This window comes from Micromonospora sp. NPDC049004 (genome assembly GCF_040649315.1).
Lineage (GTDB): Bacteria > Actinomycetota > Actinomycetes > Mycobacteriales > Micromonosporaceae > Micromonospora.
In genome coordinates, this window is sequence record NZ_JBEZFG010000006.1 from 161,477 (window position 1) to 183,830 (window position 22,354).

The window sequence follows — 22,354 nt, forward strand, 5'->3', positions numbered from 1 at the left end:
CGCCGGGCCGGGTGGGTCGGAGGACGACAGCGCGACCTACCGGCCGGGTGCGGCCGAGGTGCGCCGGGCGGCGCTGGTGTCGAAGGTGCTGCTGAACGTGTTCGCCACCGGCTCCGGTCCGGTCAGCGCCACCCAACTGGCCCGCTGGCAGTCCGACGCCGGCTGGTTCGAGCAGGCCCTCGGGTGCGAGCCCGGGGAGCTGCGCCGCCAGGGCGGCGGGCTGGGCGGCACCCTGGCCGGGCTGGAGGGTGACCTGGTCCGGCGGATGCACCTGCGGGAGGTGCTCGCCGATCCCGCGCTGGCCAGCCAGCTGACCCCGAGCATGTCGCTGATCGAGCAGTTGCTGCGCGACAAGGCCAACCTGTCCGGGGTGGCGCTGGCCAACGCGAAGGCGCTGATCCGGCGCTTCGTCGACGAGGTCGCCGAGGTGCTCCGCACGCAGGTGCAACAGACAAGTGTCGGCGCACTGGACCGGTCGGTGCCGCCCAAGCGGGTGTTCCGCAACCTGGACCTCGACCGGACCATCTGGCAGAACCTGACCAACTGGAGCCCGGACGACGAGCGGCTCTACGTCGACCGGCTCTACTACCGGCACACCGCGCGGCGTACGACGCCGTCCCGGCTCATCGTCGTTGTCGACCAGTCCGGTTCGATGGTCGACGCGATGGTCAACTGCACGATCCTCGCCTCGATCTTCGCCGGGCTGCCGAAGGTCGACGTGCACCTCGTCGCGTACGACACCCGGGCACTGGACCTCACCCCGTGGGTGCACGACCCGTTCGAGGTGCTGCTGCGTACCCAGTTGGGCGGCGGCACCGACGGCACGGCGGCGCTGACGCTGGCCCGGCCCAAGATCGCCGAGCCGAAGAACACGGTGCTGGTGTGGATCTCCGACTTCTACGAGGTCAACCACCAGGCGGTGTTCGACGGGCTCCAGGCCGTACACCGTTCCGGCGTCAAGGTCATTCCGGTCGGCTCGGTCAGCAGCTCCGGGCAGCAGAGCGTCAACCCCTGGTTCCGGCAACGCTTGAAGGACCAGGGCACCCCGGTCATCTCCGGTCACATCCGCAAGCTCGTCGTCGAGCTGAAGAACTTCCTCACCTAGGAGAGCAACCCCTCATGTCCGAGATGCTGCGCGCCCCCGCCGAGGTCACGTACGCCGACGAGCTGGATTTCCTGGAGTCGGTCGACACCGGCCCGAAGCCGTTCTCGTGGCGCCTGAGCCCGCGCATGGTCCGGCTGTTCGTCCTCGGCTCGGAGCGGGCCGACGGCCTGTCCCGCGAGATCCCGCAGAAGTGGTTCGGCGACCGCAGTTTCGTCGAACGGGCCATCGTCACCCTCGCCTCGGACCGGGGCCTGCTGCTGATCGGCGATCCCGGCACCGGCAAGAGCTGGCTGGCCGAGCTGCTGGCCGCCGCGATCTGCCGCAACTCGACACTCGTCGTGCAGGGCACCGCGGGCACGACGGAGGACCACATCAAGTATTCGTGGAACGTCTCCATGGTGATCGCCAAGGGCCAGTCCCGCGAGTCGATGATCCCCTCACCGATCATGACGGCGATGGAACGTGGCGTGGTCGGGCGTTTCGAGGAGTTGACCCGCTCCACCAGCGACGTGCAGGACGCCCTGATCTCGATCCTGTCCGAGAAGTACGTCGCCATCCCCGAACTGGACCAGGACAACATCGTCTTCGCCCAACCCGGCTTCTCGATCATCGCGACCGCCAACAGCCGCGACCGGGGCGTCAACGACCTCTCCTCGGCACTCAAGCGGCGGTTCAACTTCGTGCGGATCCCGGTGGTGACCAACAAGCGCAGCGAGGCGGAGATCGTCCGGTTCCGCACCGAGGAGCTGCTACGCCGGCACCGCATCGAGTTGGACGTCCCGCCGACCCTCCTGGACATCCTGTTGCAGAGTTTCGCCGACCTGCGCGCCGGTGCGGCCGCCGCGACCAGCGACGACGAGAAGTTGGAGTCGGCGCTGTCCACCGCCGAGCAGATCGGTGTGCTGGAGGACGCCATCCTGCACAGCCAGTTCTTCGGCGACCGTACGCTGCGCGCGGCGACGCTCGCCGGGTCGCTGGTCGGGTCGCTGGCCCGGCGCAGTCCGGAGGACCTGGCGATCCTCAACAAGTACCTGCACGGTGTGGTGGAGCCCCGGGCCCGCAAGGACGACGACGGGTGGGCGGGCTTCCTCGACGGCGGTCGTCAGGCGATCGCGTCCCTGTCGTGACCGCGCCCACCGTCGCCGGCCCGTTCGGCGCGCTCCGCGAGCAGCTCAGCGACGCGGCGGCAGCGTTCGCGGGCTCCGCCGACGCGCTCGGCGCGATCCTCGCCGGCATGGTCGACGACGTCGACCGGGCACTCGGCGAGCGGCTGGAGATCTTCCCGGTCTGCCACCACTCACCGGCCTCCGCGCTGGCCATGGTGCGCCGGTTGCGGGCCAAGCAGCCCCGGGTGATCTATTTGGAGCTGTGCGAGGATCTCCAGCCGCTGCTCGGGGAGCTGCGCAACTGCCGTCTGCCCGTCGCGGTGCAGGCGTTCGCGTCGGAGCTGTCCGGCTTTCCCGCCGACTGGGGGCCGCTCAGTGTCGTCGCGCCCGTCACCGAGGCGTCGGCGGAATACCAGGCCATCGCGTACGCGCTGGAGACCCCCGGCGTGGAGTTGGTGCTGGTGGACCGCTCCACCGACCACGTCTTCCAGTGGTCGCCGCGCGATCGACCGAGCGACGGGGGCGGCACGGCCGGGGCTACCGACGGGGGTGGCACGGCCGGTCCGACCGCCACCGGCGAGGAGTCCGGGCTGCACGGTGACGCCGTCGGGGTGGAGATCGGCGACCTGCGGCCGCGGTTCGCGGAGCTGGAGGCGTACCTGCTGCACCACGGCAAGGTGCGGCACTGGTCGGAGTGGTGGGACCAGTACGTGGAACGCCCGCTTGCCGACGCCGACCACGACACCTACCGGCAGGTGATGGTGCTGATCGGCAGCCTGTTCCGGCGGCTGCGCCCGGCCGGCGAGGATCGGCTGGACCGCGACGAGGATCGCGAGCGGTACATGTGGACGAGGATGCGCCAGCACCTCGCCACCTCCGGCGTCGATCCGGCCGACTGCCTCTACGTCTGCGGCGCGTTCCACGCCGCCAGCCGGGTCGAGCAGTTCGGGCTGGGCTCCGCCGCGCCCGACTTCGAGATCACCCCGCGCACCGACACCCGCTGGCGGTACGGGCTGATCCCGTCCAGCCATTCCGCGATCGAGGCCCAGTTCGGGCTGGCACCGGGCTCGGTGTCGATCGCCGCGGCGACCTGGACGAAGGCGGTGAGCCGGCACAAACTGTCCCCGTACCGGCTGGACGGCCAGCGCACCGAAACCAGCCGGGGGCGGCGGGGCCGGGCACCGACGGCGCCCGTCCCCACCGGGCCGGTCAGTGACCGGCTCACCGGCTTCCTCGCCGCGGCGCCCGACCTGGACGGCCTGGACGAGGCGGAGCTGCGCGGCTGGTGCGTGGACATCGTCCGACTGGCCCGGCGCAACGGATACCTGGCCAGCACCGCCGACGCGATCGCCGTCTTCGAGACCTCGGTCCTGCTGGCCGGCATGCGCAACCGGGCCCGGCCCACCCCGTATGACTTCGCCGACGCCGCGGTCACCTGCATCGAGAAGGACGTGGTGCCCGGCCGGCGCGACGTCCGGCGGCTCTGCGAGATCCTGCTGGGCGGCGACCGGATCGGTCAGGTCGGCTACGACGCCCTCCCGCCGCTGGCCCGCGACGTGCTCGATCGGCTCCAGCCCCTCGGCCTGGCCCTGGAGAAGCGGACGGTGCAGCGGGCGTTGCTGGATCTGGCCGCCCAGCCGGAGCTGGGCCGCTGCTCGGACCTGCTGTGGATCCTGCGGCACCTGCTGCCCCCGGCCGCGGTCCGCCCGATCATGGGCGAGCGGCGGCTCGGGCACCGCTCGGTCCAGGAGAGCTGGGACCTGGCGCTCGGCCGCCACCAGCGGGCGCTGATCGAGCTGGGCTACGAGGGCGTGACGGTCGAGCAGGTCCTGGAGCAGCGACTGCGGCGTGCGGTACGCGGCCCCGACGCCACCGCCGCGGGTGCGCTGGCCGCGGTCGAGGACGCCATCCGGTTGCTCGACAGCCCTCGCCTGGTGGACGAGTTGGGGGCGCGCGCGGTGGACCTGCTCGCCGCCGAGCGCACCGTCGACGACGCCCCGGACGTGCTGCGCCGCATCCGGCGCCTGCTGGCCCACTACCGGGCCACCGCGCCGACCCTCCCGAGCTGGTGCGCGGCCTTCGTGACCACCGGGTACGCGCACTACTGCACCCTGCTGCCGACCGCCATCACCGCCGAGGAGACGGGCGTCCGGCAGGTCGGCGCGATGCTCGGCTTCCTGTTCTCGATGGAGGGCCTGGCGCTGTCGCTGGGCTGCGACCGCTCTCAGCTGGAGCTGGCGGTCGGGCAGTCGCACCCGACGGCGCCGGCGAAGGTCGCCCTGCTCTGGGCGGCCCGACACCAGCTCGGCCTGCTGCCGCTTGCCGAGTTGCGGGCCCGGTGTGCCGAGCTGCTGGCCAACCCGCTGGTGGTGCCGGCCTTCCCGCAGTATCTGGCGGGCTTCGTGCACGCGCTGGAGCCGGTGCCCACGCTGGCGCCGTTCGTCGTCGAGACGATGTCGACCGCCTTTGCCCGGCTGCCCGATCCGGTGCTGCTGCCGTGGCTGCCGACCCTGATCACGACGCTGCGGGACCAGGGGCCGGAGCTGGTCCCGTTGCTGATCCGCGAGGCGGGGCGGACCTTTCCGGAGGCGCTGCCGGAGCTGGATTCCTGGGTGCCCCCGTGGGTGGCGCCTCCGTCCCCCGCGCCTCCGTCCGCGGTGCCAGCAGCCGCCGTCTCCGTGCCGCGGCGGCGCGTGGGCGTGCTGCTCGCCGCCCACCCGGAGGCGGTCGACGCGGTCGCCGCCCTGCTCGGTCACGACGGCCGGTGGCAGCCGATGCCCGACCCGCCCGTCGACCGGTCCGGATCGTCCGCCCTGCTGACCGGGCATCCCGAGACCGCTGCCGCGGTGTCCGTTCTCCTGGGGGTGTGACCGCCTCCCGGCGCATGCCACGGCTGAGGCGTGGATGGCGGGGCGAGGCGTGAGTGCCGCGACGGCGGGTAGGCAGCGGCCCGGCGGCCTGTCGACACCCGCCGGGTGGAGGCTCCGATGAGCACGTACCGGGATGAACAGGGCGCAACGATTCCTCCTCCGGAGGCGGACGCCCTTGAGCAACGACAGGACGCGTTCGACGTCGGCCCGCCGGACCGGGTGTCTGGTGACGTCGACCCGGAGGCGGCCGAGGCGGACCTTGCCGAGCAGGGCGCCTTCCCGGCGGGCACGCTCGAGGAGGTGACGTCGCTACCGGCCGACGCCAACGCGGCGGACGCCCTCGAACAGCGCCAGGACATCCCGGCCCGCGACGAGGGTCGTCGCACCTGACCCTTCCCGTTCCCGTCCAGGTAGCCGCCCCCGCCACAGCCGGCCCGAGACGGCGTTGCCGGTGATGCCTGTGGGTCATCAAGATGACTCACAGGCATCACGCTCGCAGGAGTGCCCGGACCCAGGCGGCCGGCCCGCTCAGCCGGCGACGACCTGCCACAGCAGGAACGCGTTGAGCGCGACGACCAAAACGGCGACCAGGGCCGCGGCGGCGGTGGTGAGCGGGTGGTTGACCAGGTTGCCCATGAGGTCGCGGCGGCGGGTGAAGGCGACCACCGGGATCAGCGCGAACGGGATGCCGAAGCTGAGGATGACCTGCGACAGTACCAGGGCGCGGGTGGGGTCGAGGCCGATGGCGAGCACGGCCAGCGCGGGTGCCAGGGTAACCAGCCGACGCAGCAGCAGCGGCACCCGGCGGCGCAGGAAGCCCTGCATGATCACCTCACCGGCGTAGGTGCCGACGCTCGTGGAGGCGAGCCCGGAGACGAGCAGCGCGACCGCGAACCCGAACGCGGCGGCGGTGCCGATGCTCTGACCGAGGCCGGCGTGCACCCCCTGGAGGCTGTCGGCCCCCACCGGACCGCCGCCCCGGAAGCTGGCCGCGGCGATCAGCAGCATGGCGAGGTTGACCGCGCCGGCCGCCGTCAGGGCCAGCAGCACGTCGGTGCGCTGGCCACGAAAGAGGGTCCGACGCTCGACGTCGTCGGTCGCGGGGATGCGGTCGCGGGTCAGCGCGGAGTGCACGTAGATGACGTGCGGCATGACTGTGGCGCCGAGGATGCCGGCGGCCAGCAGCACGCTGTCGGTGCCCTGGAGTCGGGGCGCCAGGCCGGCCAGGGCGGAGCCCGGATCGGCGCCGGCGGCGAGCAGGTTGGCCGCGAAGGCCAGGACGATGACGCCGAGCAGCACGGCGATGGCGATCTCGAACGCGCGGAATCCGCGCGAGCGCAGGGCGAGCACGACGAAGGCGGCGGCTCCGATGATGAGCCCGCCGGGCAGCAGCGGGATGCCGAAGAGGAGGTACAGGGCGACCGCGCCGCCGATCACCTCGGCCAGGTCGGTGGCCATCGCGACGAGTTCGGCCTGCACCCACATCATCCCGTTCACCGGGCGGGGCAGGCGCTCGCGGCACAACTCGGGCAGGCTACGGCCGGTGGCCAGGCCCAGCTTGGCGGTGAGGGTCTGCACCAGCATGGCCATCAGGTTGGCCACGACCACTACCCAGACGAGCAGGTAGCCGTAGCGGGCGCCGGCAGCCGAGTTGGTGGCGAAGTTGCCCGGGTCGACGTACGCGACGGCGGCGACGAACGCCGGGCCGAGCAGGATCAGCCGCCCGCGTACGCGACCCCGGGCGCGGGCGACCTGCAACGGCGTCGCCCTCGTCGTCGTGAGTTCGTTGGTGACCACCGAGCACCTCCCCCTTGCGCACGGATCGCGTGCCTGTTCCCTTCCCGGCCGGTTGGCCCGTCGGTGCCAATCGCTGGCCCCGCGGTGACAGGTGGGTCAGCCGCTTGACAGGGGTCCCGCGTCCCACCAAGCTGTCTATTAGTCCTACTGTCGTAGGACAACAGGAAGGATCATCACGAGTGATCGAGTTCGTGCTGGACAGCCGGTCGAAGGTGAACACCTACATGCAGCTCGTGCAGCAGGTGAAGCAGGCGCTGCGCGTCGGTCTGCTCGCACCCGGGGACCAGCTGCCGAAGGTCCGGGACGTCGCCCAGTCACTGGCGATCAACCCGAACACGGTGCTGAAGGCGTACCGGGAGCTGGAGATCGAGGGCCTGGTCGGCGGCCGACCGGGGGTGGGCACGTTCGTCCAGCGCACCCTCGCCGGCGCGTCCCTGCCCAATCAGGCCGAGCTGCGCGACGACCTCGTGGCGTGGCTGCACCGGGCACAGGCAGCCGGTCTGACGGCCGAGGACGTCGTCGCCCTGGTGGAGACCACGCTGCGCGCCACCCTCACCGACGACACCCCACAGAAGGAACCCGCGTGAGCGGTACGAGAGGACAGAGGATGGAGATGGTCTTGGAGGCCGACCGGCTGGGCAAGCGGTACGGCAGAACGTGGGCGTTACGGGACTGTTCGCTGCACCTTCCCGCCGGCCGGATCGCCGCGCTGGTCGGGCCCAACGGCGCGGGCAAGAGCACGTTGCTGCACCTGGCCGTCGGGCTGCTCAAGCCCGACGAGGGCGCGGTGCGGGTGTTCGGCAGGTCGCCGTACGGCGACACGGACGGGCTGGCCGACATCGGGTTCGTCGCCCAGGACACCCCGCTGTACCGGGACTTCACCGCCGCCGAGCTGGTCATCGCCGGCGGCAAGCTGAACGGGCGGTGGGACGCGGCGCTGGCCCGGACCCGGTTGGCGCAGCTCGGGATACCGCCCGACAAGCCGGTCGGCAAACTCTCCGGCGGCCAACGGGCCCAGGTGGCGCTCGCCCTGGCGCTGGCCAAGCAACCCCGGCTGCTGCTGCTCGACGAGCCGGTGGCCAGCCTCGATCCGCTGGCCCGGCGGGAGTTCCTCCAGTCGCTGATGGGCAGTGTCGCGGACTCGGGGACCACGGTTCTGCTCTCCTCGCACCTGCTGGCCGACCTGGAGCGGGTCTGCGACTACCTGATCGTGCTCAACGCCGCCCAGGTGCAGCTCACTGGCTCGGTCGACGACCTGGTGGCCGCGCACCGGCAGCTCGTCGGCCCGCGGCACGACGGCGGTCCGATCGGCGGCGTCGCGCACGTGGTCCGGGCCAGCCACACCGACCGGCAGTCCACGCTGCTGGTGCGTACCGACGGCCCGGTCACCGACCCCGGCTGGACGGTGCGCGACGTCAGCCTGGAGGACATCGTCCTGGCCTACCTGGCCGACGGCGTCGCGCAGACCAGTCACAGCGAGTGGGGGGTGGCGGCATGATCTGGCTGACCTGGCGGCAACACCGCAAGCTGGCGTTCTACACCCTCCTGGGGTTCCTGGTGCTCGCCGCCGTGCTGGTGCCGATCGGCCTGTCGATGCGGCACACCTTCGCCGACCTCGGGCTTGCGGGTTGCCTTCGTCCGTCCGAGCTCAGCGAGGCTGCCGCGCAGACCTGCGACGTGGGACTGCGCCGTTTCACCGACCGGTACGACAGTTTGAACCTGGTGGCGGTGCTGCTGATCACCCTGCCGGTGCTGGTCGGCCTGTTCTGGGGCGCACCGCTGGTGGCTCGCGAGGTGGAGCAGGGTACGCACCGGTTCGTCTGGACCCAGGGCGTCGGCCGCGCCCGCTGGGCGCTGGTGAAGTTCGGGCTGGTCGGCGGCGCCGTCGTGCTCCTCGCGGCCGGCTACGGACTGGGCGTGTCGTGGTGGGTCGACCCGCTCACCAAGGCCGCGCACGAGGGTCGACTCGGTGTGATCGTCTTCGACCTGCAGGGCATCGTGCCGATCGGCTACACCCTCTTCGCCGTGGCGCTCGGCATCTTCGCCGGCACCATCTTCAAGCGGATGCTGCCCGCCATGGGCATCACCCTGGCCGGGTTCATCGGCGTACGGGCGGCGGTGGAGATCCTGGCCCGACCGCACTACCAGCCCGCCCGCACCCAGACCTTCCCGATCGAGGGGCCCGGGATTCCGGAGGGAGACCGGGGCAACTGGGTGCTCGCCGTGGGAATCCGCAACGCGGACGGAACGATGGCGGCGGAGAACACCCGGATCCAGTGCCCGCCCGGTGGCAAGGGCCCGACCGGCCAGACCTGCGGCGCCGAGCTGGGCCTGGGACCGGGCGCGTACAACTGGGAGCTGTACCAGCCGGCGGACCGGTTCTGGTTGTTCCAGGGCATCGAGACGGGCATCTTCGTCGCCCTCGCCGTGCTCCTGCTCTACCTCGCCGTGCGTCGGGTCCGCCGGATCGCGTAGCCCGGACGGGTGACGGTCGAGTCGATCGTTGGCTGCTGAGCCGCACGACACGCGGATGGTCGTGCTGCTCAGCCGCCAAACGATCACGGATTACGCCGACTGGCCGGCGACACCGACGTTGAGCGGATCGGCCAACAGCTTGTCGAAGGCCAACTCGGCGGCGCCGATCAGGACGGCGTCGCGGCCGAGCGCCGCCGCGCGCAGCCGCAGGTGCTCGCGGGAGGCCGGCAGCGGCATGGCGTCCAGCCGCCGACGCACCGTGTCCGCGCCGGCGATGAAGATGTCGCGCAGCGAGCCACCGAAGACCACGGCGTCGGGATTGACCACGTTCACCAGGTTGGCGACGCCGAAGCCGAGCCAGTCGGCGACCTGTTCGACGGCCTGGCGGGCGGCCGGATCGCCGTCCGCCGCCGCGCGCAGCACCTCGGTCACGGCGGCGCGGTCGTCAGGGTCGCGCCCGGCGTGGCGCAGCAGCGCGGCTTCACCGATCTCGGTCTCCCAGCAGCCACGAGAGCCGCAGCCGCAGGGCAGCCCGTTCGGGTTGACGACCATGTGCCCGACCTTGCCGCTGTGACCCCGGTGGCCGATCATCAGGCGGCCACCGACGACGATGCCGGCGCTGATGCCCAGGTCTCCGTGCAGGTAGATGAGGTCGTCGATGCCGGGAGCCACGCCCCGGATGTGTTCGGCCAGGCCCGCGATGTCGGCGAGGTCGCCGGCCACGAACCCCGGGCCGGCGGTGAGTTCGGCCTCCAGCGCCACGCTGAGGCCCTCGTCGACGCCGACGATCCGGAGTCGGCCGTCCGCGTCGCGGGTGGTGTCGGTAACCGCTACCGCTCCCCCGACCAGCAGCGCGCCGGGGGCGACGCCCTGTTCCATGTCGCGAACGAGATCGGCCAGTGGGCCGACGGCGTCGACCGCCGACATGCCGCTGGGACGGGCGACCTCGCGCCGGTCGAGGATGCGGCCGCCGAGGCCGACCCGCGCGGCGCGCAGCCGGTCCGCGTCGATGCTGAGCGCGTGCGCGTAGACCCGCTCGGAGCGGGGGCTGACCACCAGGGAGGGGCGGCCGGCCCGTCGGGCGGTGGTCGGCACCTCCTCGGTGACGAGGCCGCTGGCGGTCAGGTCGGCGGCGAGCGCGCCGATGGTGCTGCGGTTGAGGCCGAGGCGGCTGGTCAGCTCGGCCCGCGACGTCGGCCCGTGCAGGTGCACGTAGCGCAGCACGGCGCCGAGGTTCTGCCGCCGGATCTCCTCCTGGCTCGCACCGGGGAGCGGGGGCAGCAGCGGGGAATCAGGGTTACGGCCGGCGCCGGCTGGCCTGGACCGCACGGGTGTCTCCACGGTCAGACCTCCTTAAGGATCGGTGCCGGGTGGCGAGGAGGCACGGACGACGATGGGTCCCGGAAGAGGAGATCCCGGGACCCATCGGCGTTGCTGCCTACCGTGTGGTGATTACTTGGTGAGCGGCGCGAGCTTCGGGTCGTTCGCGTACGCCTCGGCCGCGTTCGCCTTGGTGACGGCGACCGGCGGGAGCAGGAACGTGTCCACGACCTTGCTGCCGTTGTTGTAGGACTTGGTGTCGTTCACCTGCGGGGTGTTACCGGCCTGGAGAGCCTTGACCATGTTGATGGTCTCCTTCACCAGGTTGCGGGTGTCCTTGTTGATCGTCATGTACTGCTCGCCAGCGACGATCGACTTGACCGACTCCACCTCGGAGTCCTGGCCGGTGACGACCGGGATCGGCTTGCCGGCACCCTTGACCGAGGTCAGGATGGCGCGGGCCAGCGTGTCGTTCGGGGACAGGACGCCGTCCAGCGTCTTGCCGCCGTAGGTGGAGGTCAGCAGCTGGTCCATGCGGGCCTGCGCACCCTCGGCCTTCCAGCCCTGGATGGCGGTCTGCTTGACGTCCTTCTGACCCGAGGCGACGACGACGGTGCCCTTGTCGATCTCCGGCTTGAGCACGCTCATCGCGCCGTCGAAGAAGACACCGGCGTTGTTGTCGTCCGGCGAGCCGGAGAACAGCTCGATGTTGTACGGGCCGTTCGGCTTCTTGGCCTTCATGCCGTCCAGCAGGGCCTGGCCCTGGAGCTGGCCGACCTTGAAGTTGTCGAACGCGACGTAGTAGTCGAGGTCCGGCGTGTTCTTGATCAGACGGTCGTAGGCGATGACCTTCACGCCGGCCTGGTGCGCCGCGGCGACCTGGGTCGACAGCTGCGCGGCGTCGGTCGCGCCGATGACGATGACCTTCGCGCCCTTGGTCACCATGGCGGTGATCTGGGCCTGCTGGTCGGCAACGGTGGTCGACGCGCCGGCGTACTGCACGTCACCCTGGAAACCGGCCTCCTTGAGACCGTTGGTGAACAGGTCACCGGCGAGAACCCAGTTCTCGGAGGTCTTGGCCGGCAGGGCGACACCGATCAGGGAGTTCGCCGCGAAGCCCTTGGCCTCGCCACCGGAGCTACCGGAGTCGCCGTCGCGGCCGGAGCCGCAGCCAGCGAGGGCCAGCATGGCGGCGGCGCTGACCGCGACCACCGACGTGCCGAAGAATTTACGCATGGTGAGGACTTGCCTTTCTGGAAGGTGGAACCGGGTGGAGAGAGTCGGTGGCCGTCAGCCGGACACCGCTGCCGTGGCGGGCTTGCGCTCCGCGTCCGGCGGTGAGGCGGGTGGGGCGGAGTCGTCGCGGCGGAACGGCCGCATCAGGCTCCCGATGATGGAGAAGCGCCCCTGGCTCTTGTTGTAGACGTCGATGGCGACGGCCAGCAGCAGGACCAGGCCCTTGATGATCTGGACGCGGTCGGTGCCGACGCCCATCAACTGCAGGCCGTTGTTGAGCACGGCCATGACGAGACCACCGACGATCGAGCCGCTGATGGTGCCGATGCCGCCGGCGACCGCCGCGCCACCGATGAACACCGCGGCGATGGCGTCCAACTCCCAGCCGTTGCCGTCCTGCGGTCCGGAAGCCGCCGACCGGGCCACGAAGATCATGCCGGCCAGCGCGGCCAGGACGGACATGTTCATCATGACGAAGAAGTTGACCCGCTTGAGCTTCACGCCGGACAGCTCGGCCGCCCGGGAGTTGCCGCCCACCGCGTAGATGTGCCGGCCACCGGCCGTGTTGCGGGTGTAGAAGGAGTACGCGATCACGAGTACCAGCAGGATGATCCCGGAGATCGGGAAGCTGGTGCCGACGCGACCGCTGGCGAAGCGCAGCGACGCGAAGGCGATGACCCCGACCATGATGGCCATCCGCAGGATCGAGATCCACATCGGCGCCGGGTCGGCGTCCATCTCCCGACGGGTCTTGCGGGCCTGGAGCTCGCGCCACACCACAGCCACCGCCGCGGCCAGACCCAGTAGCAGCGTCGCGTTGTTGTAGCCGGTGTTCGGGCCGAACTCCGGCAGGAAGCCGGCGCCGATCTCCCGGAAGCCCTCGGGCACCGGAATGCTCTGCGCGTTACCGATGAACTGGTTGCCGCCGCGGAACAGCAGCATGCCGGCCAGGGTGACGATGAACGCCGGCACCCCGATGTACGCCACCCAGAAGCCCTGCCAGGCGCCGATCGCCGCGCCGATCACGAGACCGAACAGGATGGCGGCAGGCCAGGGCAGGTTCCACTCGGCCATCGACTTGGCGACCAGGATGCCCGCGAAGGCGGCGACGGAGCCGACCGAGAGGTCGATGTGCCCGGCCACGATCACCATGAGCATGCCGATGGCCAGGATCAGAATGTACGAGTTCTGCTGGAACAGCGCGATCAGGTTGTCCGACCGCAGGGTGAGGCCGTCGGTCAGGATCTGGAACAGGACGACGATCGCCACCAGGGTGAAGATCATCCCGAACTGGCGCGCGTTGGAGGTGGTACCTCCGAACAAATTCTTCTGAAGGTCCTTCAATCGGCTCATCGTGTGGCCATCTTCTTCGTCGAGGTCATCTGCTTCATGAGGTTTTCCGGGGTGGCGTCCGCCCGGGCGATCTCACCCGTGATGGCGCCTTCGAACACGGTGTAGATGCGGTCGCAGAGCCCGATCAGCTCAGGCAGCTCCGAGGAGATGACGACGACGCCCTTCCCCTGGTCGGCGAGCCGCTGGATGATGCCGTAGATCTCGTACTTGGCGCCCACGTCGATACCGCGCGTCGGCTCGTCGAGGATCAGCAGGTCCGGGTCGGTGAACATCCACTTCGCCAGGACGACCTTCTGCTGGTTGCCGCCGGAGAGCTTGGAGACGCTCTCGTCGACAGTCGGGGCCTTGGTCCGCAACTCCTTGCGGTACGCCTCGGCCGCCTGGTATTCCTCGACCTCGTTCAGGACGCCGCGGTGCGAGATCTTGGACAGCTTGGCGGCGACGGTCGACGCCTTGATGTCGTCGAGCAGGTTGAGGCCGATCGCCTTGCGGTCCTCGCTGACGTACGCGAGCCCGTTGTCGATCGCGTCCGCGACCGACTTCAGGACGATCTCCTTGCCGTCCTTGATGATCGTGCCCGACTCGTACACCCCGTAGGAGCGGCCGAAGACACTCATCGCGAGTTCCGTGCGGCCCGCGCCCATGAGGCCGGCGAAGCCGACGATCTCGCCGCGGCGCACCACGAAGCTCTCGTTCTTGCAGACCTGGCGCTCGGCGGAGATCGGGTGCCGGACGTTCCAGTTGCGGACCTCGAAGAAGACCTCGCCGATCTTCGGGGTGTGGTCCGGGAACCGGCTGCCCAGCTCGCGGCCGACCATGCCCCGCACGATCCGGTCCTCGTCGACCCCGTCCGCCTTGACGTCGAGGGTCTCCACGGTCCGGCCGTCGCGCAGGATGGTGATCTGGTCGGCGATCGCCTCGATCTCGTTCAGCTTGTGCGAGATCATGATCGAGGTGATGCCGCGCGAACGGAACCCGCGCAGCAGGTCCAGCAGGTGCTTGGAGTCCGCCTCGTTCAGCGCCGCCGTCGGCTCGTCCAGGATGAGCAGCTTCACGTCCTTGGCGAACGCCTTGGCGATCTCCACGAGCTGCTGCTTGCCGACACCGATGTCCTTGATCAGGGTGTCCGGGTCCTCCTGGAGGCCGACCCGGGCCATCAGGTCCAGCGCCATCCGGTTCGCGGCCTTCCAGTCGATCGCGCCGTGCTTGCGCGGCTCGTTGCCGAGGAAGATGTTCTCGGCGATCGACATGCCCGGGATGAGCGCGAGCTCCTGGTGGATGATCACGATTCCGGCGTTCTCACTGGCCCGGATGTCGGAGAACCTGCTCTCCGACCCCTGGTAGATGATCTGGCCGTCGTAGCTTCCGTACGGGTAGACCCCGCTGAGGACCTTCATCAGCGTGGACTTGCCCGCACCGTTCTCGCCGCAGATGGCATGGATCTCGCCGGCGCGAACCACCAGGTTGACGTCGGAGAGGGCCTTGACTCCGGGGAACTCCTTGGTGATGGAGCGCATCTCAAGGAGGGTGGGCACGTCGTTCATCGCTCGTACCACCTCGCCAACGTCATCGTTGCCTCCGGAAGGTTGAACCTTCACTTGGTTTTGTTGTTGACGGCAACGTATTGCGGCGAACAGGCCATCCGCAAGGCGAGGGCCTGTTGAAAATGTAACAATCCGGCAATATCGACGTTGCAGAGTATTCGCCCGTCACAGCCGCCCCCGCAGCCTCTCCCGGCACGATGACCTGTCGGTGGCAACGTTGTCAAATGCGGAGCCACTCCATGATCAATTTTGATCGCTGCCATCAGGCCCGCCACCAGGCACGATCCACGGCGGCGGGACGAGGGACAGCCTACCCACGAGTACGTAACTATCGGCGGATCTTGATCAGGCCGCACCGCCGGCACGGTGCCGAGGACGCGACGACCGGTCTCGGTCGACTGTGTGACCCACGCCTCCCCGGACCCGACGGATCGACGGAGGCGATCTCGTCGATCGCACCACCAGGAGAGGGATCAACGCCTGGACGTCCCTTACGTGCCGGATCGGGCCCGAACGGACGGACGCGCCGGCCGGTCAACTCGGGCGCAGCACCGCCTTGATCACCCCGTTCTCCCGCCGGTCGAAGCTGCGGTACAGCTCCGGCGCGTCGGCGAGGGCGCCGTGATGGGTCACGATCACGCTGGGCCGGGCGCGACCGGCGACGACCAGGTCGCGCAGCAGAACCGTGTAGCGGCGGTCGTGCGTACGGCCGAACCGGACCTCGACGCCCTTGCTGAACAACGTCCCCCAGGGTGCGACCAGATCCTCGTGGGCGCTCGCGCCGGGGCGGGGATGCAGGTCCTTGTCCGGGTAGACGCCGGCGACCGCGATCGAGCCGGCGGGGTTGACCAGCCGGGCCGCGTCCGCGATCACCTGGTCCGGGCGCTCCTGGTCGGGGTGCACGCGGTCGCGCGCCTGGAACCCGACCGCGTCGATGACCCGGTCGATCCCGCCCAGCTTCTCCTCGCCGAGCGGCAGACCGGCCCGCGCGCGGTCGGCGCAGATCTGCTCGACCGGGTCGCCGCGGCGGAAGTCGACCGGAACGGCCCCGATCTCACCGGCCTTGTCGAGTCGGGCGTCGACACCGTCGACGCAGTACACGACCCGCGCACCCCGCAACAGCGCCGAGTACGCGCCGAGCAGGCCGATGGTGCCGGCGCCGAACACGGCAACTGTGTCGCCGGCCTGGACCCCGGCGAGGGTGGCCGCGGCGTGCCAACCGGTGACGAACGCGTCGGCGAGCAGCACGAAGTCGTCCTCGTACGCGTCACCCGGCTCCCCCGGCACCGGCACGCAGTTCGCGTCGGCCCACGGCACGCGCAGCAGGTCGGCCTGGGCGCCCCGGTACGGGCCCATCCCGGCGTAGCCGTACGCGGCGCCCGGCCCCTCGGCCCGGGCCCGCAGGCAGGCCGCCGACAGCCCGCGGGCGCACATCACGCAGGTGCCGCAGAACAGGTGGGTGGGGATCACCACGCGGGTGCCCGGACGCACGGTCTGCACCGCCGAGCCGACCTCCTGCACCACACCCAGCGGTTCGTGGCCGAGCACCAGCCCGGGGTCGGCGCCCGTGCGCCCGTCGTACATGTGCAGGTCGGTGCCGCACAGCGCGCTGGAGGTGATCCGCACGAGCGCGTCGGTCTCCGCCTCCAGCGTCGCGTCGGGCACCTCCCGCACCTCGACGGTCCGGACGTCCGCGTAGACGACGGCTCTCATCCCGACTCCCCTTCCGCTGCTGGAATGTCGGTCTTCCCCCGGCCGGGTCGTTCATGCCGAAGCGACGTCGGGCGGCCGGTGGGCCGGTCAGCCCATCGACCGGACCCGGTCGGCCTCGATGGTGAGGATGATCCGGACCTGGTCGCGACCGCCGAACCACGGGTACGACCCGCCGAGGTAGCGCTGCGCCAGCCGCTCGATGTGCTCGGCCGCGCCCTCGGTGCTCACGTCGACCACCCGACCCCGGACCTCGTGGTAGCGGCCCGGCTTGTCCGGGTCGGAGATCGCCACGGCGACCCGGGGGTCCCGACGGACGTTGCGCGTCTTCTGGTGCGTCTCCACCGTGTTGATCAAAAGGTGGGTGCCGTCGGTGTCCACCCACGTCTGGGTGAGCTGCGGCGAGCCGTCCGGCATCAGTGTCGTCAGGTAGCAGGTGCTCGGAGCGCGCAGCAGCGCGAGCAGGTCGTCGGGCAGGTTCACGGGTGTCCCTTTGTCCGGTGGCGCCCAACCCGGCGTTGGTCGCTTCGCAACAGTCGCACGTCGTGATCGACGGCCGGGGCGGGACCCCGCACCGACGTAGCATCGGCGAGGCACGATGTCAGGCGCACACGTCACCGAGCGGATCGGGCATCCTCGACATGACGACCGAGCAGACCGCCGCACCACCGCGTACCGGCGTCGCCATCGTGGCCGACGGCCTGGGCCAGAGTGTCCGAGATGGACGCCGGATCCTGGACGACATCTCCCTGGCCGTCGCGCCGGGCGAGCTGGTCGCGATCATCGGGGCCAGCGGCGCCGGCAAGACCACCCTGCTGGAGACGCTGGCCGGGGTCCGCCGACCGGCTGCGGGCACCGTGGCGTACGACGGCAGCAGCGCCGCGCCGGGCGCGGTCGGCTTCGTCCCGCAGGACGACATCATCCATCGCGAGCTACCGCTGGCCCGCACCCTGCACTACGCGGCCCGGCTACGCCTGCCCTCCGGGACCGGCCCGGCCGAGGCGGCTCGCCGGGTCGCGGCGGTGCTCGCCGACCTGCGGCTCACCGAGCGGGCCGACGTGCCGGTGGGCCGCCTCAGCGGCGGTGAGCGCAAGCGCGCCAGCATCGCCGTCGAGCTGCTGACCCGACCCGGCGTGTTCCTTCTCGACGAACCCACCTCCGGGCTGGATCCGGCGATCGCCGTGGAACTGCTCCGGGTACTGCGTACCCTCGCCGACGCCGGGACCACTGTCGTGCTCACCACCCACCAGATCACCGACGTGGACCGGTGCGACCGCGTCGTCGTGCTGACCCGCCAGGGCCGCCTGGCCTACGCCGGCACGCCCGCCGCCGCCCGGGAGTTCTTCGGCCTGCGGTCCCTGGCCGAGGTGCACCTGCGGCTCGACGAGGAGTCCGATCCGGCCGGGTGGCCGGATCGCTTCGCCGCGTACCGCGACACCGGCCGGGCCGCGGACACGGACCCGGCCGGCCCGCCCATCGTCGGGGCCGAGCCGAGGGCGATGGACGGCGCGGGCGGTACGGACCACCCGGGCCGGACGGCCCGGCGGGTCGGTCGGCTCCGCCAGTTCGCGCTCCTCGCCGCCCGCAACGCGGAGATCGTCGTCCGCAACCGGCTGACGCTGGCGATCCTGCTCGGCTCACCCCTCATGGTGCTCGGCATGTTCGCGCTGCTGTTCCGCCCCGGCGCCTTCGACCCGACGAACCCCCGCCCGACCGTCACCGTGATGATCCTGTTCTGGATCGCATTCGGCGGTTTCTTCTTCGGGTTGACCTACGGGCTGCTCCAGATCTGCACGGAGCTGCCGATCCTGCGTCGGGAGCGGCTCGCCGGCGTCCGGCTGCTCCCGTACCTGCTGGCGAAGGTGGCGGTGCTGCTGCCGCTGCTCGCCCTGGTGGATCTGGCCCTGCTCGGGGTGCTGCGCGCCATGGACCGGCTGCCTCCGGTCGACGGCGGCGCCTTCGCCGCCCTGTACGCGACCCTGCTGCTCTCCTCGGCGGCCGCGCTCGCGCTCGGTCTGCTCTGCTCGGCGGCCGTCTCCGACCCGGCCCAGGCGACGCTCCTGCTGCCGATGCTGTGCTTCCCGCAGGTGCTGTTCGTCGGTGCGATCCTGCCGGTGCCGGCCATGGCGGCCGGGGGCCGGTGGCTCAGCTACGCGATGTCGAACCGGTGGGCGTTCGAGGGGCTGGGGCACACCGCCGGGGTCGAGCGGCTGTGGCGCGACGGTGGCTCACCGCTCGGCCCGCCGCTGCTGCAGACGTACGGCGACAGCTTCTCTCGACCGATCTGGGTCGACTGGCTGGTGCTCGGCGGGTTCGTGCTGCTCTTCCTCGCCGCCGCGTGGGCGGTCCTGGTGCGCCGGGAGGCCCGCCGTGCGTCCTGAACACGCCCCCTACCCCGAACCGGCGGCGCTGCCCGGGTACGCCGAGACCGCCCGGATCGACGAGCTGCGCGCCACCGAGTACCAGCACCTCGACCGGCACGGGCAGGTCTACCTCGACTACGCCGGCGCCGGGGTGACCGCGCAGGCTCAGGTGCGGGCGCACCACGACCGGCTGCTGGCGAGCCTCTACGGCAACCCGCACTCGGAGAGCCCCACCAGCGCGGCGGCCGGGTCCCTGGTGGAGTCGACCCGGCAGGCGGTGCTCGACTTCTTCCACGCCGACCCGGCCGAGTACGCGGTGGTGTTCACGCCTAACGCCAGCGGCGCCTGTCGACTGGTCGGCGAGGCGTACGACTTCGGTCCTACCGCGCCGTTCGCGCTGACCTGGGACAACCACAACTCGGTAAACGGCATCCGGGAGTACGCCCGGGCGGCCGACGCGCCGGTGCGGTACGTGCCGCTGAGCGGGCCGGAGCTGCGGATCGCAGAGGCTGACCTGGTGACGGTGCTCGACGCCGGACGGCGGGGCCGGTCCGGCCGCCGTGGACTGTTCGCGTACCCGGCGCAGAGCAACTTCTCCGGTGTGCAGCACCCGTTGAGCTGGGTGGAGCTGGCCCACCGGCACGGCTACGACGTTCTGCTGGACGCCGCCGCGTTCGCCGCGACGAATCGGCTGGATCTGCGTGCCGTCCGACCCGACTTCGTCTGCCTGAGCTGGTACAAGCTCTTCGGCTACCCGACCGGCGTCGGCGCGTTGCTGGCCCGCCGCGACGCGTTGGCCCGGCTGCGCCGGCCGTGGTTCGCCGGCGGCACCATCCGTGCGGTGAGCGTGCAGGGCGACTGGCACCGCTCGATGGACGACGAGTCGGCGTTCGAGGACGGCACGCTCAACTTCCTGAGCATCCCGGATGTCGAGTTCGGGCTGCGGTGGCTCGACTCGATAGGCGTGGACCTCGTGCACACCCGGGTCGGCCTGCTCACCGAGTGGCTGCTGGGTCGCCTGTCCGCGCTACGGCACCGCACCGGCGAACCGTTGGTGCGGGTGTACGGGCCGACGACGGGCGTGGGCCGGGGCGGCACCGTGACGTTCAACGTCCTACGCCCGGACGGATCTCCGGTGGACGAGCGGCTGGTAGCGCGGGAGTCCGCCGCGGCCGGCTTCTCGCTGCGGACCGGCTGCTTCTGCAACCCGGGGGCGGGCGAGGGCGCGTTCGAGATCAGCGGGCCCGCGTTGCGGCGCGGGCTGCTCGCGCGGGTCGACACGATCGACGAGTACCTTGGCGCGCTGCGGTTGCCGACCGGCGGCGCGGTCCGGGTCTCGTTCGGCCTGGCCTCCAACGCCTCCGACGCGCAACGCCTCCTCGCCTTCGTCGAGGCGTCCTACCTCGACCGGGACGTCAGCGCGGAGCCACCGCTGCCTCCCCGCCTGCGCTGCTGACGCGCCCCGGGGTCAGACGGCCTGCGGCACCGACGCCGGGCGGTGCTTGATCTCCTCCATGAACGCGAAGCGGGCGGTCAGCTCGGCAAGCGTCAGCCCGGCCCGCCAGGCCGAGGCCACCTGGGCGACCTGGAGGAGGTCCATGCAGTCACCGCGCGCGAGCACCTCACCCGCGGACCGGACGTCGATCATGAAGTATCGGGCCTGCGAACCCAGCCCGATGCAGACCACGCCCTGATCGGAGTGCAGCTCCGCGCAGGTGAATTGGGCCCGCCCCTGCTCGGGGGCGGTCACCCGCCCGATGTCGAGCTGGTGGCGGGCAGCGGTCTCGATGAGCGCGGGGGCGAGGCCACCCCGCTCGACCAGGTCCGGGTAGAGGCGCACACCCAGCGCCGTCGACGCGTCGCTCATGACTGACTCCCACTTCCTTGTGACAGAGACCAGCAGCACGCAGGTTACGGGGAGGTTTCCTGCGGACCTCGTCATCCTGTCCCGCGTGGACGCTCCACGGCAATAGGAAGGCTCGATTCGACAGCTATCGAGGGGTGCGATCCGCCGGGTAACGGACCCGCCGTCACATTGGAAACACTCTTGACAGTAACCCGTTAAATCGACATGCTTCGTCATAGAGAGCGCTCTCTGTCTCTCCGGCGCCGCCCCCTCCGCCACCTGAACCGAGGAGCCTCCCGTGTTCACAGCCCGTCCCGCACCCCGCCTGCGGCCCCTCGCCCTCGCGGCGGTCGCCCTCGTCACCACCCTCGCCTCCCTCACCCTCCCGGGGCAGTCCGACCGGGCCGAGGCCGCCATCGGCCCGATCACCTGGCAGGACGAGTTCAACGCCCCCGCCGGCACACCTGTCGACCAGAGCAGATGGCGCTTCGACATCGGCGGTGGCGGCTGGGGCAACAACGAGCGGCAGTACTACACCAACAGCACCAGCAACGCGGTGCACGACGGCCAGGGCAACCTCGTCATCACCGCCCGCCGGGAGAACCCGGCCAACTACCAGTGCCACTACGGTCGCTGCGAGTACACCTCGGCCCGACTGCTGAGCGCGGCGACCTTCACCCAGACGTACGGCCGCTTCGAGGCCCGCATCAAGATTCCGCGCGGCCAGGGCATCTGGCCGGCGTTCTGGATGCTCGGCACCGGCGGCGGATGGCCCGACGCCGGCGAGATCGACGTCATGGAGAACATCGGCCGGGAGCCGAACACCGTCTACGGCACGGTGCACGGGCCCGGCTACTCCGGCAGCGGCGGCATCACCGGCAGCCGGACGATCGGCAGCCCGCTCGCCGACGGCTTCCACGACTACCGGGTGGACTGGGAGCCGAACGCGATCACCTGGTACCTGGACGGGGTGCAGTACCACCGGGTCGATCCCGCCCGGCTCGGCGGGAACCGGTGGGTGTTCGACCACCCGTTCTTCATGATCCTCAACGTGGCGGTCGGCGGTAACTGGCCCGGCTACCCGGACGGCTCCACGCAGTTCCCGCAGCAGATGCTTGTCGACTACGTCCGGGTGTCGAGCTACACCTCCGGCGGCGGCGACCCGGCGCCCGGCACCACCCGGATCAGGGGGGCGCAGAGCGGGCGCTGCATCGACATCCCGAGCGCCAACCCGGTCGACGGCGCCAAGCTGCAGATCTGGGACTGCAACACGACCGCGGCGCAGGCGTGGACGTTCGCCTCCGACGGCACCGTCCGCGCGATGGGCAAGTGCATGGACCCGGCCTGGGCCGGCACCGCCAACGGCACCGAGGTCAACCTGGTCAGCTGCAACGGCAATCCGGCCCAGCGCTTCACGCTCAACGGCGCGGGCGACCTGGTCAATCTCAGCGCCAACAAGTGCGTGGACGTGCGGGAGGCCAACCCCAACAACGGCGGCAAGCTGCACCTGTGGGACTGCCTCGGCGCGGCCAACCAGAAGTGGTCCCGCTTCTGACGAGGCCGGCACGAGCGGTGGGTCGTCCGGGAACCGCTCCGGACGGCCCACCGCCGCGCGCGACAGCACCGTTC

Annotated in this window: 17 protein-coding genes and 1 pseudogene; 10 read left to right on the forward strand and 8 right to left on the reverse strand. The window is 70.9% G+C overall.

Annotated features, from left to right (window positions below):
* Positions 1-22: 22 nt before the first annotated feature.
* The 4 genes and pseudogenes from AB0B97_RS19480 to AB0B97_RS19495 all read left to right on the forward strand — a co-directional run.
* Positions 23-1,105: pseudogene (locus AB0B97_RS19480) on the forward strand (VWA domain-containing protein); the annotation flags it as partial.
* Between the two features lie 14 nt (positions 1,106-1,119).
* On the forward strand, positions 1,120-2,232 hold the full coding sequence (locus AB0B97_RS19485; RefSeq protein ID WP_234582269.1) for an AAA family ATPase: 1,113 nt from the start codon (positions 1,120-1,122) through the stop codon (positions 2,230-2,232).
* A complete protein-coding gene (locus AB0B97_RS19490; RefSeq protein WP_357495197.1) occupies positions 2,229-5,081 on the forward strand; it encodes a hypothetical protein in 2,853 nt (950 codons plus the stop codon). Before AB0B97_RS19485 ends, AB0B97_RS19490 begins: the two co-directional genes overlap by 4 nt.
* A 117-nt stretch (positions 5,082-5,198) precedes the next feature.
* Entirely contained in the window at positions 5,199-5,471 is a 273-nt protein-coding gene (locus AB0B97_RS19495; protein WP_357495199.1) for a hypothetical protein, read from the forward strand.
* Between the two features lie 138 nt (positions 5,472-5,609).
* On the opposite strand, the gene AB0B97_RS19500 is transcribed toward AB0B97_RS19495, so the two are convergent.
* A complete protein-coding gene (locus AB0B97_RS19500) occupies positions 5,610-6,878 on the reverse strand; it encodes an Nramp family divalent metal transporter (RefSeq protein WP_357495201.1) in 1,269 nt (422 codons plus the stop codon).
* Positions 6,879-7,057: 179 nt separating this feature from the next.
* Between AB0B97_RS19500 and AB0B97_RS19505 the strand changes: the two genes are divergently transcribed.
* The 3 genes from AB0B97_RS19505 to AB0B97_RS19515 are packed head-to-tail and all read left to right on the forward strand — an operon-like array spanning position 7,058 to position 9,353.
* Positions 7,058-7,465, forward strand: a complete 408-nt coding sequence (locus AB0B97_RS19505) for a GntR family transcriptional regulator (protein WP_007457663.1) — start codon at positions 7,058-7,060, stop codon at positions 7,463-7,465.
* Between the two features lie 20 nt (positions 7,466-7,485).
* A complete protein-coding gene (locus AB0B97_RS19510) occupies positions 7,486-8,376 on the forward strand; it encodes an ABC transporter ATP-binding protein (protein WP_357495204.1) in 891 nt (296 codons plus the stop codon).
* Entirely contained in the window at positions 8,373-9,353 is a 981-nt protein-coding gene (locus AB0B97_RS19515; RefSeq protein WP_357495206.1) for a transporter, read from the forward strand. The genes AB0B97_RS19510 and AB0B97_RS19515 overlap by 4 nt, the downstream gene beginning before the upstream one ends.
* 90 nt (positions 9,354-9,443) lie before the next feature.
* On the opposite strand, the gene AB0B97_RS19520 is transcribed toward AB0B97_RS19515, so the two are convergent.
* The 6 genes from AB0B97_RS19520 to AB0B97_RS19545 form a co-directional block, all read right to left on the reverse strand.
* A complete protein-coding gene (locus AB0B97_RS19520) occupies positions 9,444-10,634 on the reverse strand; it encodes an ROK family transcriptional regulator (RefSeq protein ID WP_357495692.1) in 1,191 nt (396 codons plus the stop codon).
* 171 nt (positions 10,635-10,805) lie between these two features.
* The gene (locus AB0B97_RS19525; RefSeq protein ID WP_357495208.1) at positions 10,806-11,909 is read right to left on the reverse strand and encodes a sugar-binding protein; all 1,104 of its coding nucleotides are present in this window, start codon (positions 11,907-11,909) and stop codon (positions 10,806-10,808) included.
* Positions 11,910-11,963: 54 nt separating this feature from the next.
* A complete protein-coding gene (gene mmsB / locus AB0B97_RS19530) occupies positions 11,964-13,262 on the reverse strand; it encodes a multiple monosaccharide ABC transporter permease (RefSeq protein WP_357495210.1) in 1,299 nt (432 codons plus the stop codon).
* Entirely contained in the window at positions 13,259-14,806 is a 1,548-nt protein-coding gene (mmsA, locus tag AB0B97_RS19535) for a multiple monosaccharide ABC transporter ATP-binding protein (protein WP_357495212.1), read from the reverse strand. Before mmsA ends, mmsB begins: the two co-directional genes overlap by 4 nt.
* 534 nt (positions 14,807-15,340) lie before the next feature.
* Complete coding sequence (locus AB0B97_RS19540) at positions 15,341-16,519, reverse strand: glutathione-independent formaldehyde dehydrogenase (protein WP_357495214.1); 1,179 nt, start codon at positions 16,517-16,519, stop codon at positions 15,341-15,343.
* 87 nt (positions 16,520-16,606) lie between these two features.
* Complete coding sequence (locus AB0B97_RS19545) at positions 16,607-16,999, reverse strand: PPOX class F420-dependent oxidoreductase (RefSeq protein WP_357495216.1); 393 nt, start codon at positions 16,997-16,999, stop codon at positions 16,607-16,609.
* Positions 17,000-17,157: 158 nt separating this feature from the next.
* Here AB0B97_RS19545 and AB0B97_RS19550 point away from each other — a divergent pair, with 158 nt between their 5' ends.
* Both AB0B97_RS19550 and AB0B97_RS19555 read left to right on the forward strand, forming a co-directional pair.
* Positions 17,158-18,897 (forward strand): ATP-binding cassette domain-containing protein, encoded by a 1,740-nt coding sequence (locus AB0B97_RS19550; protein ID WP_357495218.1) that lies wholly within the window; start codon positions 17,158-17,160, stop codon positions 18,895-18,897.
* Positions 18,887-20,335, forward strand: a complete 1,449-nt coding sequence (locus tag AB0B97_RS19555; protein WP_357495220.1) for an aminotransferase class V-fold PLP-dependent enzyme — start codon at positions 18,887-18,889, stop codon at positions 20,333-20,335. The genes AB0B97_RS19550 and AB0B97_RS19555 overlap by 11 nt, the downstream gene beginning before the upstream one ends.
* A 12-nt stretch (positions 20,336-20,347) precedes the next feature.
* On the opposite strand, the gene AB0B97_RS19560 is transcribed toward AB0B97_RS19555, so the two are convergent.
* Complete coding sequence (locus AB0B97_RS19560) at positions 20,348-20,746, reverse strand: hypothetical protein (RefSeq protein WP_234582281.1); 399 nt, start codon at positions 20,744-20,746, stop codon at positions 20,348-20,350.
* A 277-nt stretch (positions 20,747-21,023) separates the two neighbouring features.
* Between AB0B97_RS19560 and AB0B97_RS19565 the strand changes: the two genes are divergently transcribed.
* Positions 21,024-22,280, forward strand: a complete 1,257-nt coding sequence (locus AB0B97_RS19565; RefSeq protein ID WP_357495222.1) for a family 16 glycosylhydrolase — start codon at positions 21,024-21,026, stop codon at positions 22,278-22,280.
* Positions 22,281-22,354: the final 74 nt, after the last annotated feature.